The organism is Thalassobaculum salexigens DSM 19539 (assembly GCF_000423805.1).
Classification (GTDB): domain Bacteria; phylum Pseudomonadota; class Alphaproteobacteria; order Thalassobaculales; family Thalassobaculaceae; genus Thalassobaculum; species Thalassobaculum litoreum.
In genome coordinates this window covers 260535-274651 of the sequence record NZ_KE384095.1, presented here as the reverse complement: position 1 = coordinate 274651, position 14117 = coordinate 260535, and the positions used below count along the sequence as shown (strand labels likewise).

Below are 14117 nucleotides of genomic sequence, written 5' to 3'. Positions count from 1 at the left end.
GCCGGCGCCATGAGCCTGCCGTTCCGATGCGTCAAACCGACCGCTCTCGCCGCCCTGGCGATCGCGGTGCTGCTGCTTGTCCGTATGCCGGCATCGGCCGACGGGCGGTTCGTGGACGGCATCGAGGATCTGCCCCTGATGCCGGAACTGCAGAGCGTGCCGGCCGCGAGCGTCGCGTTCGACGGGCTCGCCGGCCGCATCGTCGTCGCCTTCGCTGAAGGCACGGTTGCCATGGAGGATGTCCGCGCCTTCTACGACGCCACACTGCCCCAGCTTGGCTGGGACAGGCTGGAGGGCGATCGCTGGGTGCGCGCGGGCGAGGAGTTGAGTTTCGACGCGGTGGCCGAGCGGGGCGGACTGGTGGTCCGCTTCGAGCTCGTGCCGCGATGATCACAACCGCCGCCGCCCCTGCTCGGGCGGTCGGCGCGACCCGGGAGTGGCCGCTATGGCTTATGAGAACATTCTGACCGAGACGCGCGGCAGTGTCGCGCTGATCACCCTGAACCGCCCGAAGGCGCTGAACGCCCTGTCCTCGCCGCTGATGGCGGAGCTGGGCGATGCGCTGCTGGCGGCCGATGCCAATGCCGAGATCGGCTGCATCGTCGTCACCGGCAGCGAGAAGGCCTTCGCCGCCGGCGCCGACATCAAGGAGATGCAGTCCAAGGGCTTCGCCGACGCGTATGTCGAGGACTTCATCACCTCCGGCTGGGAGACGATCCTGCGGGTGCGCAAGCCGGTGATCGCGGCGGTCGCCGGCTACGCGCTCGGCGGCGGCTGCGAGCTGGCGATGATGTGCGACTTCATCATCGCCGCCGACAGCGCCAAGTTCGGCCAGCCGGAGATCAATCTCGGCGTCATTCCGGGCGCCGGCGGCTCCCAGCGCCTGACCCGCTTCGTCGGCAAGTCGAAGGCGATGGACATGGTGCTGACCGGCCGCAACATGGATGCTCAGGAGGCCGAGCGTTCGGGCCTGGTCAGCCGCATCGTGCCGGCGGCCGACCTGCTGGACGAGGCGATGAAGGTCGCCGGCCGTATCGCCGATCTGTCGCTGCCGTCGGTGATGATGGCCAAGGAGGCGGTCAACCGCAGCTACGAGACCACGCTCAGCGAGGGCGTGCGGTTCGAGCGCCGGCTGTTCCACTCCCTGTTCGCCACCGAAGACCAGAAGGAGGGCATGGCCGCCTTCGTCGAGAAGCGCCAGCCGGTCTTCAAGAATCGCTGACCGCAGGACTCCGGCGGGACTCTTCTCCGCCAAAGAATCACCCCGGTCGACGCGACTCGTTGTTGACGGCGTCCGGGGTGACAGCTATAAGCGCGCCTTCCACGGATCTGCCGTACTTTGAGAGACGAACATGGCCAATCACGCTTCAGCTGAAAAGCGCATCCGGCGCAACGCACGGCGGTACGAAATCAACCACGCGCGCATCTCGCGCATCCGTACGCACGTCAAGCGCGTCGAGAAGGCGATCGCCTCCGGCGACCAGACCGCTGCCATGGAGGCCTTCAAGGCCGCCCAGCCGGAGATGCACCGCGGCGTCCTCAAGGGCGTCCTGCACCGCAACACGGTGGCGCGCAAGCTGTCCCGCCTGAACACCCGCATCAAGGCGCTGGGCGCCTGATCTCAGGCCCGTGCCGAGACGACGACGAGGAAGCCGCCGGGATCGGCGGCTTTTTTGTGCCGGCACCGCTGTGTATCGGCACCGCCCCTGCGCCCGCGTCCCGGCCCGTCTGATCGGGTCCGGAGGATCCTGCGGAGCCTGCTGAAGTCGAGGGGGCGCTGCCTGTCGGCGGGATCAGGAGCAGCTCTGCCGCCGGTCGCGTGCGGGCACCCCGTGCGGCAAGGTCGTCGCCGCCCCGGTCAGCCAGGCCCGTCATCCAGGCCCTGGTCCCCGTCACCCAGGATCACATTGTCCTTGTTCACCGCGGCGACGGTCATGCGGGTGCCGTCGCATTTGGTCACGGAAGGGGTTTTTGGGCCGCGCCTCATGATTGTTTTGGTTCGCGATCGTATGCACCTTCTTTCTGTGTGACAATTGGGAGTCCATGCTTAGCAATCTGAATCCCCAACACGATTCTAACCGGTGAAGTAGTTGGCCCGATTCGTTGAGTCCGGGGTGAGGAAACCGCCTCAATCCGCTGAATCACAATGACTCTTTGAAGTGATCGTGTTGACCTTGCACAAGGGTTCGAAAAAAAATCGTCATAGAGTGTTCGACTCGGTTGCGCGCCGATGGTCTGCCTAGTACCTTAGCGATCTCACCGCAGATGACGAGTTGCGAAGCATAGGGAATAAACATGTCGAGTAATTCGTCTACTACTCTGAGCGGTTTCATTCGGTCGAATGGATTTTCCCGGATCAAGTTCTCGGGGTGATTTTCCGAATACTGGCTAAATGCTAAACGAAGCGGCGTCGGCCGCGGCGGAACGAGTGTGTGTAGACGATCGAATGATGTCGGTGTGGAGGTCACAGGGATGCCTCCGCAAGTGGTTGGGCAAATTGAACTGCCGCATGTCGGGGTTCAGAGGAATGCGAGGGAAGGACGGTGACACGGATCGGCTGGGGGAGCCAATCGGGGGATGTATCGTCAAAGTGGAACTATTGGAGCATCGCGCTGACCAACGTCGACCGGCCGGCGGGCGATCTTTCGAGGGAGGGTCGTCATGGCTGAACTGGCGGATCGGGACGGCCTAGCCGCCCAATGGGCGCGGGTTAAAACACGTCTGCGTTCGGAATGCGGGGAGACGGCGTATCGCGGCTGGCTGAAGTCGCTGACGCTGGCGCGCCGCGACGGTCAGGTGGTCTATCTGGCCATCCCGTCGAAGTTCGAGCGGGACCGGGTGGTCACCCAGTACGGGGATCGCCTGCGGGGACTGTGGCAGGGCGAGGATCCGGCCATCGCCGCCGTCGAGGTGGTCGCCGCAGCGCGTCAGGAGGCGGTCGCCCGTGCCGTCCCCGACGTGTTCGAGGACGACGAGCCGGTCGCCGAGCCGCTGTCGACGCCGGAGCTGGTGTCGGCGGAACCGCCGAGCGACCTGAACGCCATCTCGGCGTCTCTTGACGCCCGGTTCACCTTCGAGAATTTCGTCGTCGGCAAGCCGAACGAGCTGGCCTTCGCCGCCGCCCGCCGGGTGGCGGAGAGCGAGACCGTGCCGTTCAACCCGCTGTTCCTGTATGGCGGGGTCGGGCTCGGCAAGACCCACCTGATGCATGCCATCGCCTGGGAGATCCGCCGGAACCACCCTCAACGGCGGGTCCTGTACCTCTCGGCCGAGAAGTTCATGTACCAGTTCATCCGCGCCCTGCGGTACCGGGACACGGTCGCCTTCAAGGACCTGTTCCGCTCCGTCGACGTGCTGATGATAGACGACGTGCAGTTCATCAGCGGCAAGGACAGCACCCAGGAGGAGTTCTTCCACACCTTCAACGCCCTGGTGGACAACAACCGCCAGGTGGTGATCTCCGCCGACAAGAGCCCGACCAATCTGGACGGGCTGGAGGAGCGGCTGCGCTCGCGCCTGGGCTGGGGCCTGGTGGCCGACATCCATCCGACCGACTACGAGCTGCGGCTGGGCATCCTGCAGTCCAAGGTCGAGCGGGTGGACGTGGACATTCCGCCGAAGGTCATGGAGTTCCTGTCGCACAAGATCAGCTCCAACGTGCGCGAGCTGGAAGGGGCGCTGAACCGGGTGGTGGCCCATTCGACCCTGGTCGGTCGGGCGATCACCCTGGAGATGGTGCAGGAGGTCCTGTCCGACCTGCTGAAGGCGAATGACCGCCGGGTGACGATCGAGGAGATCCAGCGTCAGGTGGCCTCGCACTACAACATGCGGATCTCCGACATGTACTCGGCCCGCCGGGCCCGGGCGATCGCCCGACCGCGGCAGATCGCCATGTACCTGTCGAAGCACCTCACCCAGCGCTCCCTGCCGGAGATCGGCCGCAAGTTCGGCGGCCGCGACCACACGACGGTCATGCACGCCGTCAAGAAGGTCGACGAGTTGCGGTCCACGGACCGGCATTTCGACGCCGATGTGGACCTGCTCCGGCGCATGCTGGAGGGGTGAGTCCCTTGCCGTCCGGCGGTGGCGGAAACCGCCTCGCCGGACGGTGAAAAACTCCCTGTGCACAAGCGTTTCGTGCTATAAAGTCTGACTTTCGATTCGCCGGGTCGCGGGCGGTCGGATTCCACCGGATCGGGTGGCGCCGAAACTCGCGATACGCCGGTCCGTCAGGCGTCAATCCAGTTCGAGCGAGCACATGAAGATCACCATTGACCGGGCGGCCCTCCTGAAGCCGCTGGCCCATGTTCAGAGCGTCGTCGAGCGCCGGAATACCATTCCCATCCTGGCCAATGTCCTGTTGCAGGCGAAGGAAGGGCGGGTGTCCCTGACGGCGACCGACATGGACATGGACGTGGTCGAGAGCGTCGCCTGTTCCGTCGACCAGCCGGGCTCGGCCACGGTGCCGGCCCTGACCCTCTACGAGATCGCCCGCAAGCTGCAGGACGGCTCGGAGGTCGAGCTGACCGTCGCCGGCGACAGCGGCCGCATGGCGATCCGCGCCGGGCGCTCGAACTTCTCGCTGCCGACCCTGCCGGTGGAGGAATTCCCGGCCCTGTCCGGCGACGAGCTGACAACCAACTTCGTGCTGTCGGCGGCCGATGCGAAGACGCTGATCGACCGCACCCGCTTCGCGATCTCCACCGAGGAGACGCGCTACTACCTCAACGGCATCTACCTGCACGAGACCCAGGCCAACGGCATGGCCGTGCTGCGGGCGGTGGCCACCGACGGTCACCGGCTGGCGCGGGTGCAGATGCCGCTGCCGGAAGGGGCGTCGGGCATGCCGTCGGTGATCGTGCCGCGCAAGGCGGTGACCGAGATCCGCAAGCTGATCGACGAGACCGACGGCGACGTGCAGATCGGCCTGAGCGAGAACAAGCTGCGTTTCGCCTTCGCCGACACCGTGATGACCACCAAGCTGATCGACGGCACCTTCCCGGATTACGAGCGGGTGATCCCGGCCGGCAACGACAAGATCATGCGGGTCGATTGCCGCTCCTTCAAGAAGGCGGTCGACCGCGTGGCGACGATCTCCACGGAGAAGTCGCGCTCGGTCAAGCTGGCCGTGAACAACGGCACCCTGACCCTGTCGGCCAACAGCCCGGACAATGCTCAGGCGACGGAAGAGATGGACGTGGAATACGGCGCCGCCGCCATGGAGATCGGCTTCAATTCCCGCTATCTGCTGGACATCGCCGACCAGGTCGACGACGGTGGCAAGGCCGTCTTCCAGATGGCCGACGCGGCCTCGCCGACCATCGTCACGGACGAGGCCGATGACGGCGCGCTCTACGTCCTGATGCCGATGAGGGTGTGACGGCGCGCGTGTCGGTCGAGGGTCCCATTCTCAGCGAACATAGCGGTGCCGCCTCCGCCGCCGGGGAACCGCTGCGGCTGGCGGTGAATTCGATCAGCCTCACCCGGTTCCGCAACCACGCGGCGACCTCCCTGGAGATCGACCGGCCGGTGGCGGTGCTGACCGGCGCCAACGGGTCGGGCAAGACCAACCTGCTAGAAGCGCTCTCCTTTCTCAGCCCCGGCCGCGGCATGCGCCGGGCCAGGCTGTCGGAGATCGATCGGGTGGGCGATTCCGGGCCCTGGGCGGTCTCGGCGTCCATCACCGGCAAGCTCGGCGACGCGCGGGTCGGCACCGGCCGCGATGCGGCGGCCGAGGGCGAGCGGCGGATCGTCCGCATCGACGGCGCCCCGGCGCGCAGCCAGTCGGCGCTAGGCGACCACCTGACCGTGTCCTGGCTCACCCCGGCGATGGACCGGCTGTTCACCGAAGGGGCGTCGGGTCGCCGCCGGTTCCTGGACCGCCTAGTCTATGCCTTCGACGGCGAGCATGCGGGGCGGGTGAACGGCTATGAACATGCCTGGCGCGAGCGCAACCGGCTGATCAAGGACGGCCGGCGCGAGGCCGCCTGGTACGCCGCGCTGGAGGAGACCCTGGCCGAGACCGGGGTGGCCATCGCCGCCGCCCGGGCCGCGCTGATCGCCCGGCTGAACCGGATCTGCGCCGCCACCCGCGACCCGTTCCCGGCCGCCGAGCTGGCGCTGGACGGCGAGATCGACCGCTGGCTGGTCGGCACCCCGGCCCTGGAGGTCGAGGACCGGCTGCGCGCCACCCTGGCGGCCGCCCGTTTCGGCCCGCAGGAGGCGGAAGGGCCGCACCGCTCCGACCTGGCGGTGACCCATGTGGGCAAGGCCATGCCGGCGGCCCAATGCTCCACCGGCGAGCAGAAGGCGCTGCTGGTCGGCATCGTGCTCGCCCATGCCCGGCTGCAGGCGATCGACGAGCATGCGGCGCCGATCCTGCTGCTGGACGAGGTCGCCGCCCATCTCGACGACCGGCGCCGCGCCGCCCTGTTCGAGGCCGTCTTCGACCTCGGTGGGCAGGCCTGGCTGACCGGAACCGATCTATCAACCTTCGCGCCGATCGCCGATCGCGCGCGCTTGTTCGACGTCGCCGACGGCAAGGTCCGGCCGGCTGAGGTCGTGTCCTAACCGGAGTCTCCCCCCATGGCTGACGACGCCACCAACGGCACCGAAAACGGTCAAGACAACGAATACGGCGCGGAATCCATCAAGGTCCTGCGCGGCCTCGATGCGGTGCGCAAGCGACCGGGCATGTATATCGGCGACACCGATGACGGCTCCGGCTTGCATCACATGGTCTACGAGGTGGTGGACAACGCCATCGACGAGGCGCTGGCCGGCTATTGCGACGCGGTACAGGTCATCCTGAACGGCGACGGCTCGGTCACCGTGCGCGACAACGGGCGCGGCATTCCGGTGCAGATCCACTCCGAGGAAGGCGTGTCGGCGGCCCAGGTCATCATGACCCAGCTTCATGCCGGCGGTAAGTTCGACCAGAACTCCTACAAGGTCTCCGGCGGCCTGCACGGGGTCGGCGTCTCGGTGGTGAACGCCCTGTCCGAATGGCTGGAACTCAAGGTCTGGCGCGAGGGCAAGGAACACTTCATGCGGTTCCGTCACGGCGACGCCGAGGCGGATCTCGTCGAGGTCGGGCCCTCCAACGGCAAGACCGGCACCGAGGTCACGTTCAAGCCGTCCACCGGCACCTTCACCATGGTCGATTTCGACTTCCCGACCCTGGAGCACCGGCTTCGGGAGCTGGCCTTCCTGAACTCCGGCGTCCGCATCCTGCTGACCGACGAGCGCAGCGGCGACCCGACGACCACCGACCTGTTCTACGAGGGCGGGCTGAAGGCCTTCGCCGAGTATCTGGACCGCTCGCGCACGGCGCTGCATCCGACCATCTCCGCCATCGGCGAGAAGGACGGCATCACGGTCGAGATCGCGATGGAGTGGACCGACTCCTATCACGAGACGATGCTGTGCTTTACCAACAACATCCCGCAGCGCGACGGCGGCACCCATCTGGCCGGCTTCCGTGCGGCGCTGACCCGTCAGGTGAACAACTACGCCGCCCAGACCGGGATCGCGAAGAAGGAGAAGGTCTCGCTGGCCGGCGACGACGCCCGCGAGGGTCTGACCTGCGTGCTGTCGGTCAAGGTGCCGGACCCGAAATTCTCCTCCCAGACCAAGGACAAGCTGGTCTCCTCCGAGGTCAAGCCGGTGGTGGAGAACATCGTCGGCGAGCGTCTGGACCAGTGGTTCGACGAGCATCCGAACGAGGCCAAGCGGATCGTCACCAAGGCCTATGAGGCGGCCGCCGCCCGCGACGCCGCCCGGCGTGCGCGCGAGCTGACCCGGCGCAAGGGCGCGCTGGACATCGCCAACCTGCCCGGCAAGCTCGCCGACTGCCAGGAGCGCGATCCCTCCAAGGCCGAACTGTTCCTGGTCGAGGGCGACAGCGCCGGCGGCTCGGCCAAGCAGGGCCGCGACCGCAAGAACCAGGCGATCCTGCCCCTGCGCGGCAAGATCCTGAACGTCGAGCGCGCCCGCTTCGACAAGATGCTGTCGAGCGCCGAGATCGGCACCCTGATCGCCGCCCTGGGCACCGGCATCGGGCCGGAGGAGTTCAACATCGAGAAGACCCGGTATCACCGGATCATCATCATGACGGACGCCGACGTGGACGGCTCGCACATCCGCACCCTGCTGCTGACGTTCTTCTTCCGGCAGATGCCGGAGCTGCTGGAGCGCGGCTATCTCTATATCGCCCAGCCGCCGCTCTACCGGGTGAAGCGGGGCAATGAGGAGACGTACCTGAAGGACGACAAGGCGCTCGAGCGCTTCCTGATCGACGAGGGCACCAAGGGCGCGGTGCTGCGGACCTCCTCCGGCGCGCAGATCGGGGCGGCCGATCTCGCCCATCAGGGTGAGCTGGCCCGCCAGGCCCGCCAGCTTCTGGAGCCGCTGGTCCGCCGTCTCGGCGGCCCGGTCGTCACCGAGCAGGCGGCCGTCGCCGGCCTGCTGCGCCCGGGACTGCTGTCGGAGCCGGCGGAAGCGGCCGCCGCTGCCTCCGATTTCGCCCGGCGCCTCGACGTGCTGTCGGAGGAGCATGAGCGCGGCTGGTTCGCCTCCTACGAGGAGCAGACCGAGACCGGTCCGGCCATCGTCGTCGCCCGCACCCTGCGCGGCGTGACCGAGACCTACACCATCGACGGCGTACTGATGCGCACCGCCGAGGCGCGGGCGCTGGCCGACCGGGCGGCCGACCTGAGCGAACTGTTCGCCGAGCCGGCCACCCTGGTGCAGAAGGACGGCAGCGAGCGTACGGTCTACGGGCCGGTCGGGCTGATCGAGGCGATCTTCGAGATCGGCCGCAAGGGCCTGACGATCAACCGCTACAAGGGTCTCGGCGAGATGAACCCGGACCAGCTCTGGGAGACCACCCTGGATCCGGACCGCCGCACCCTGCTGCAGGTGAAGATCGCCCATGCCGACGAGGCCCAGGAGGTGTTCAGCACCCTGATGGGCGACGTGGTCGAACCGCGCCGCGAGTTCATCCAGTCCAACGCGCTCAAGGTCGCCAACCTGGACGTGTGATCTCTTCCGCTAGCGCGTGAGGACATGAGGGCCGCTGCAAAGCGGCCCTTTCTTTGTTCAGGCTCCCCCAGCGTGCCATCAGATTCGGCCGATACGAGCCCGCAATTTCGTTATTATTTCGGCTTTTAGTTGAGTGAATTTCAGGACTTTGCCCTTTGGTGGACACAGACTCGTCAGGTCGAAAATACCTTCGATCACCAGCTACTTAATCAACCGATAGATGGGGGACTTGTTATGCTGCCAATCAGTGCTGTGCCGTACAGGCTCAGGAACATGTCGACCGACAATGTCATCGCTCAAACACCGGAGTTTCCGAGGAGCGGCGGCCTTTGCGCCTACGGAGGCGGCGCGATAAGTAACGATCAGCTCTGGTATTTCCTTCAGGAGGGCGACTATCTCCGGATCATGAGCCTGGCGTGGCTCGGTACCGTCATCTACAGCAACGGTCCGGCCGTCAGCGGCTATCGAACGGACGATGAGGTTCTCAAGAGCCCGGCGGATCAGCACTGGAAATGTGAAGTGTCCGCCGAGTACCCCGACGCGATCATGATTACCTCGGTCGTGTCGGGACGGTCGATCCTGGATCCCCATTCCCGAGGTCAGACCGACAGTCTGGAAGCCCAGGATCTGGTGCAGCGCGATACCAGATATTTGTGGATCCTGGAGCCGCAAGCCTAACGGCGGAGACGCAATCCGGTCACCCGCCCCAAGGCGGGTGACCGTCTCATGGCGCTAGAGTTGTCGAGCGGCGCCAACGCACCGCTAGAGCCTTTCCAGATCACCCGTGATCGGGAAAGGCTCGCAATCTATTGAAGAAAGAGCAGGCGGGCTCAGGACCCTTCGGTCATCGCGTTGGCTTCGCTCTGCAGGTGGGTGTAGTGCTCGATGCCGATGCGGCCGATCAGGTCGAGCTGGGTCTCCAGGTAGTCGACATGCTCTTCCTCGTCGTTGAGGATCTCGTTGAAGAGATCGCGGCTGACGTAGTCCCGGATCGAGTCGGCATGGGCGATCGCCTCACGCAGGTCTGGCACCGCGTCGAGCTCGACCGCCAGGTCGCACTCGAGGATCTCCTTGACGCTCTCGCCGATGCGCAGCTTGTTCAGCTCCTGCAGGTTCGGCAGGCCTTCCAGGAACAGGATGCGCTGAATCAGCTTGTCGGCGTGCTCCATCTCCTCGATGGATTCCTCATAGGCCTTCTTCGAAAGCTTCGAAACACCCCAGTCGCCGAGGATTCGGGAGTGCAGGAAGTACTGGTTGATCGCCGTCAACTCGTTCTTGAGGATGCGATTCAGGTGTTCGATGACTGTCTTGTCGCCCTTCATGGCGCCCTCCGTCGGTCGGATCATTGCGCGCAGAGTACAAGAACGGTTCAAATCGGCAAGAAAAAACGTAATGATTTCAAGTAATTGAGAATGATCCGCAATACAGTCTGCCTGCCCGGCTTCATGCTGGGGCCCGGTCTTTTCGACGATCTTGCCGACAGCCTCGGCGACCGGCTCCGGCTTCTGCACGGGGATGTCTACAGCGACACGTCCATCGCCGGCATGGCCCGGCGCGTGCTCCGGGACGCGCCCGATCGCTTCGCGCTGCTCGGCTTCTCCATGGGCGGCTTCGTGGCCCGGGAGATCGCGCTGAGCGCGCCGGAGCGGGTCGACGCGCTGATCCTCATCGGCACCTCGGCCCGCGCCACCTCCGACGCGGAGCATGGCCGCAAGGAGGCGATCCTCTCACAGCTCGCCGAGACCGGCTTCAAGGGCATGTCGCGCAAGGCCCTGGCCCGCGGCATCCATCCGGATCATCCGGACCGGGAGGCCCTGGTGGCCCGGTTGCGGGCGATGGGGGCCGAACTCGGCGGCGAGGTCATGGCGCGCCAGCTCCAGGCCACACGGGTCGACGGCCATGGCGACCTGCCCCGCATCGCCGCGCCCACGCTGGTGGTCGCCGCCCGCGAGGACCTGCTTCGGCCGCTCGCCGAACTGGAGGCGCTGGCCGCCGGCATCCCGAACGCGCGCCTGGAAATCTTCGAGAACTGCGGTCACATCATCCCGATGGAAAAGCCGGATCAGTTGGCTGACAGCATCATGGCGTTTCTGAACGGGCTCTAGGCAGGCCTCGGCCCGGCGGGTAGGTTGCCTGGGTGTCAGTCAGATCCGCCCTGTCCCCGCTGCTCACCGGCTCGCTCGCCGGCGTCCTGATGATGGCGGTGGCCGCCGCCGCCTTCAGCTTCATGCACGCCGCGATCCGTCACGTGAGCCTGGAGCTGCATCCGTTCGAGATCGCGTTCTTCCGGGTCTTCTTCGGGTTCTTCGCCCTCGCGCCGGTCTTCCTGCGCCAGGGCTGGGCGCCGCTGCGCACCAGCAAGGTCAAGCTGCTGGGCATCCGCGGCATGCTGAATGCCGCGGCGATGCTGATGTTCTTCTACGGCCTGTCGATCACGCCGCTGGCCACCGTGGCGGCGCTGGGCTTCACCGCTCCGCTCTTCGCCACGGTCCTGGCCATGCTGGTGCTGGGCGAGGTGGTACGCCTGCGCCGCTGGACGGCCATCGTCATCGGCTTCGCCGGCGCCATGGTCATCCTGCGCCCCGGGGTGATCGAGGTCGGGCTCGGTCCGATGCTGATCCTCGGGTCCTCGGTGGTCTGGTCGGTGGCGCTGATGGTGATCAAGGTGCTGACCCGTACGGAGTCCAGCGTCACCATCACCGCCTATGCCTCGATCTTCCTGTCGCCGGTCTGCCTGGTCGTCGCCCTGCCGTTCTGGGCCTGGCCGTCGCTGGAATCCCTGCTCTGGCTGATCGCCATCGGCATTGTCGGCACCATCGCCCAGACGGCGATGAACCAGTCCTTCAAGATAGCCGACGCCTCCGCCGTTCTGCCGGTGGATTTCTCCAAGCTGCTCTGGGCCGCGGCCATCGGCTATGTGGTCTTCGGCGAACTGCCGGACGTGTGGACCTGGGTGGGGGGCGCAATGATCTTCTCCAGCGCCACCTATATCGGCATCCGCGAGGCGCGGCTTAAGAAGGAGGGCAAGCTGCCGGCCGGACCGCCCTCGACCGCGGTGGACCGGGTGCCGCCCGTCGCCTCGCCCCGGGCGATGGGAAAAGAGGGCTGAGCCCCGGCGGGAAAAGAGGGCCGAGCCCCGGCTGGGACGCTGTGTCCGGTTGACCGGAGCGGTTTCAATGGGGATAAGCCCGCATCCCTGAACAACTGCCGAGGTCGCCCCCCATGGCCGCCCCCGATCTGGTTCCCGTCGCCCGCGCCCTGATCTCCGTCTCCGACAAGACCGGCCTGATCGAGTTCGCCGCCGCCCTGTCGCAGATGGGCGTGGAGATCCTGTCGACCGGCGGCACCGCCAAGGCGATCGCCGAGGCCGGCATCCCGGTGGTCGAGGTGGCGGAGCGGACCGGCTTCCCGGAGGTGATGGACGGCCGGGTGAAGACCCTGCATCCGGTGATCCATGGCGGCCTGCTCGCCAGACGCGACCTGGACCACCATGTCGCCGCCATGGACGCGCACGGCATCGCGCCGATCGACCTGCTGGTGGTGAACCTCTATCCGTTCGAGGCGACCCGCGCCCGCGGGGCTGGCTACGACGAGAGCGTGGAGAACATCGATATCGGCGGCCCGGCGATGATCCGCGCGGCGTCGAAGAACCACGACTTCGTCACTGTCATCGTCGATGTGGAGGACTACGGCCCGGTGCTGGAGGAGATGCGCGCGAACGACGGCGCCACCAGCCTTGCCCTGCGCCGCAAGCTCGCCGCCACCGCGTATGGCCGCACGGCGGCCTACGACGCGGCCATCGCCGGCTGGCTGGCCGGCGAGGTGGGCGAGGTCTTCCCGCGCCGCTTCACCCTGGCCGGCTCCGCCCCGCAGGTGCTGCGCTACGGCGAGAACCCGCATCAGCAGGCCGCGTTCTACCGCACCGCGGAGAGCCGGGCCGGCGTATCGACCGCCGAGCAGGTCCAGGGCAAGGAACTCAGCTACAACAACCTGAACGATACCGACGCCGCCTTCGAACTGGCGGCCGAGCTGGACGAGCCGGGCATCGCCATCATCAAGCATGCCAACCCGTGCGGCGTCGCCGTCGCCGGCTCGCTGTCGGATGCGTGGGACGCAGCACTCGCCTGCGACCCGGTCAGCGCCTTCGGCGGCATCGTCGCCGCCAACCGCCGGATGGACGCCGCAACCGCCGAGAAGATCGCGGCGATCTTCAGCGAAGTGGTGATCGCCCCCGATTTCGATCCGGCCGCCCTGGAGGTCTTCGCCGCGAAGAAGAACCTGCGGGTGCTGAAGACCGGCGGCATGCCGGACCCGACCGCCAAGGGCCTGACGATCAAGAACCTGGCCGGCGGGCTGCTGATCCAGTCGCGCGATGCCGGCCGGGTGAGCGAGACCGAGCTGAAGGTCGTCACCAAGCGGGCGCCGAGCGCGGCGGAGATGCGCGACCTGCTGCTCGCCTTCCGCATCGGCAAGCATGTGAAGTCGAACACCATCGTCTATGTGAAGGACGGCTCCACCGCCGGCATCGGCGCGGGTCAGATGAGCCGGGTGGACGCCGCGCGCATTGCCGCGATCAAGGCCAAGGACGCCGCCAAAGCCGCCGGCTGGGCCGAGCCGCGCACAGTGGGCTCCGTCGCCGCGTCGGATGCGTTCTTCCCCTTCGCCGACGGCCTGATCACGGTGGCCGAGGCTGGGGCGACGGCCATCATCCAGCCGGGCGGGTCGATCCGCGACGAGGAGATCATCGCCGCCGCCGACGAGCGGGGGCTGGCGATGGTGCTCACCGGCATGCGGCACTTCCGGCACTGATCGGCCGGAAGCGCCGGAAGTGCGGGGTCGGGTCAGTCCCAATCCCAGATCGGGCTGCCGAGGTTGATGTCGTCTTCCTCGGTGAAGGCGCCGGTGGCACCGCCGGCCGCGGCGCCGAGAAGCGGGGCGCCGACCGCGTAGCCGGCGGCACCGCCGAGACCGGCACCCGTGACGCCGCGCTCGGTCGCGGTGTTGCCGCAGGCGGAGAGGGCGAGGGCGCCGGCGGCAAGGGCCGCCGCAGTCATGAGAGTTCTAGGCATGTCATC

At 66.9% G+C, this 14117-nt stretch carries 13 protein-coding genes; 11 read left to right on the top strand and 2 right to left on the bottom strand.

The genetic code is table 11. The features are described 5' to 3' along the window. Positions 1–9: 9 nt before the first annotated feature. The 8 genes from G578_RS0121655 (at position 10) to G578_RS0121615 (ending at position 9720) form a co-directional block, all read left to right on the top strand. Positions 10–390: a hypothetical protein gene (locus tag G578_RS0121655; protein WP_028796006.1), complete on the top strand. Its 381-nt coding sequence runs from the start codon at positions 10–12 to the stop codon at positions 388–390. 55 nt (positions 391–445) lie between these two features. After that, positions 446–1222, top strand: a complete 777-nt coding sequence (locus G578_RS0121650; protein WP_028796005.1) for an enoyl-CoA hydratase — start codon at positions 446–448, stop codon at positions 1220–1222. A gap of 130 nt (positions 1223–1352) precedes the next feature. Continuing rightward, positions 1353–1619: a 30S ribosomal protein S20 gene (gene rpsT, locus G578_RS0121645; RefSeq protein ID WP_028796004.1), complete on the top strand. Its 267-nt coding sequence runs from the start codon at positions 1353–1355 to the stop codon at positions 1617–1619. A gap of 1042 nt (positions 1620–2661) precedes the next feature. Then, positions 2662–4065, top strand: a complete 1404-nt coding sequence (dnaA, locus tag G578_RS0121635; protein ID WP_051245148.1) for a chromosomal replication initiator protein DnaA — start codon at positions 2662–2664, stop codon at positions 4063–4065. Between the two features lie 193 nt (positions 4066–4258). Continuing rightward, a complete protein-coding gene (dnaN, locus tag G578_RS0121630; RefSeq protein ID WP_028796002.1) occupies positions 4259–5380 on the top strand; it encodes a DNA polymerase III subunit beta in 1122 nt (373 codons plus the stop codon). After that, positions 5377–6570: a DNA replication/repair protein RecF gene (gene recF / locus G578_RS0121625; protein WP_084619108.1), complete on the top strand. Its 1194-nt coding sequence runs from the start codon at positions 5377–5379 to the stop codon at positions 6568–6570. Before dnaN ends, recF begins: the two co-directional genes overlap by 4 nt. Before the next feature lie 15 nt (positions 6571–6585). Then, the gene (gyrB, locus tag G578_RS0121620; protein WP_028796000.1) at positions 6586–9042 is read left to right on the top strand and encodes a DNA topoisomerase (ATP-hydrolyzing) subunit B; all 2457 of its coding nucleotides are present in this window, start codon (positions 6586–6588) and stop codon (positions 9040–9042) included. Positions 9043–9315: 273 nt separating this feature from the next. Further along, positions 9316–9720 carry a hypothetical protein gene (locus G578_RS0121615; RefSeq protein ID WP_139189362.1) on the top strand — a complete coding sequence of 135 codons (405 nt, stop codon included), beginning with the start codon at positions 9316–9318 and terminating at the stop codon, positions 9718–9720. A 152-nt stretch (positions 9721–9872) separates the two neighbouring features. Here the strand turns inward: G578_RS0121615 and bfr are convergent, their stop codons facing one another. Further along, positions 9873–10364 carry a bacterioferritin gene (gene bfr, locus G578_RS0121610; protein ID WP_028795998.1) on the bottom strand — a complete coding sequence of 164 codons (492 nt, stop codon included), beginning with the start codon at positions 10362–10364 and terminating at the stop codon, positions 9873–9875. Positions 10365–10454: 90 nt separating this feature from the next. Here bfr and G578_RS0121605 point away from each other — a divergent pair, with 90 nt between their 5' ends. The 3 genes from G578_RS0121605 to purH all read left to right on the top strand — a co-directional run bounded on the left by G578_RS0121605 (position 10455) and on the right by purH (position 13851). Further along, the gene (locus tag G578_RS0121605; RefSeq protein ID WP_038015655.1) at positions 10455–11147 is read left to right on the top strand and encodes an alpha/beta fold hydrolase; all 693 of its coding nucleotides are present in this window, start codon (positions 10455–10457) and stop codon (positions 11145–11147) included. A gap of 32 nt (positions 11148–11179) precedes the next feature. Then, positions 11180–12151, top strand: a complete 972-nt coding sequence (locus G578_RS27630; protein ID WP_245565674.1) for a DMT family transporter — start codon at positions 11180–11182, stop codon at positions 12149–12151. Positions 12152–12264: 113 nt separating this feature from the next. Further along, positions 12265–13851: a bifunctional phosphoribosylaminoimidazolecarboxamide formyltransferase/IMP cyclohydrolase gene (gene purH / locus G578_RS0121595; protein WP_028795996.1), complete on the top strand. Its 1587-nt coding sequence runs from the start codon at positions 12265–12267 to the stop codon at positions 13849–13851. A 32-nt stretch (positions 13852–13883) separates the two neighbouring features. Here purH and G578_RS0121590 read toward each other — a convergent pair whose 3' ends face one another. Further along, positions 13884–14111, bottom strand: a complete 228-nt coding sequence (locus G578_RS0121590; protein ID WP_028795995.1) for a hypothetical protein — start codon at positions 14109–14111, stop codon at positions 13884–13886. Positions 14112–14117 lie beyond the last annotated feature (6 nt).

Bases quoted from the DNA above. Each gene is read 5' to 3' on its own strand.
- G578_RS0121655 (WP_028796006.1), top strand. From the start codon at position 10: ATGAGCCTGCCGTTCCGATGCGTCAAACCGACCGCTCTCGCCGCCCTG.
- G578_RS0121650 (WP_028796005.1), top strand. From the start codon at position 446: ATGGCTTATGAGAACATTCTGACCGAGACGCGCGGCAGTGTCGCGCTG.
- rpsT (WP_028796004.1), top strand. From the start codon at position 1,353: ATGGCCAATCACGCTTCAGCTGAAAAGCGCATCCGGCGCAACGCACGG.
- dnaA (WP_051245148.1), top strand. From the start codon at position 2,662: ATGGCTGAACTGGCGGATCGGGACGGCCTAGCCGCCCAATGGGCGCGG.
- dnaN (WP_028796002.1), top strand. From the start codon at position 4,259: ATGAAGATCACCATTGACCGGGCGGCCCTCCTGAAGCCGCTGGCCCAT.
- gyrB (WP_028796000.1), top strand. From the start codon at position 6,586: ATGGCTGACGACGCCACCAACGGCACCGAAAACGGTCAAGACAACGAA.
- G578_RS0121615 (WP_139189362.1), top strand. From the start codon at position 9,316: ATGTCGACCGACAATGTCATCGCTCAAACACCGGAGTTTCCGAGGAGC.
- bfr (WP_028795998.1), bottom strand. From the start codon at position 10,364: ATGAAGGGCGACAAGACAGTCATCGAACACCTGAATCGCATCCTCAAG.
- G578_RS0121605 (WP_038015655.1), top strand. From the start codon at position 10,455: ATGATCCGCAATACAGTCTGCCTGCCCGGCTTCATGCTGGGGCCCGGT.
- purH (WP_028795996.1), top strand. From the start codon at position 12,265: ATGGCCGCCCCCGATCTGGTTCCCGTCGCCCGCGCCCTGATCTCCGTC.
- G578_RS0121590 (WP_028795995.1), bottom strand. From the start codon at position 14,111: ATGCCTAGAACTCTCATGACTGCGGCGGCCCTTGCCGCCGGCGCCCTC.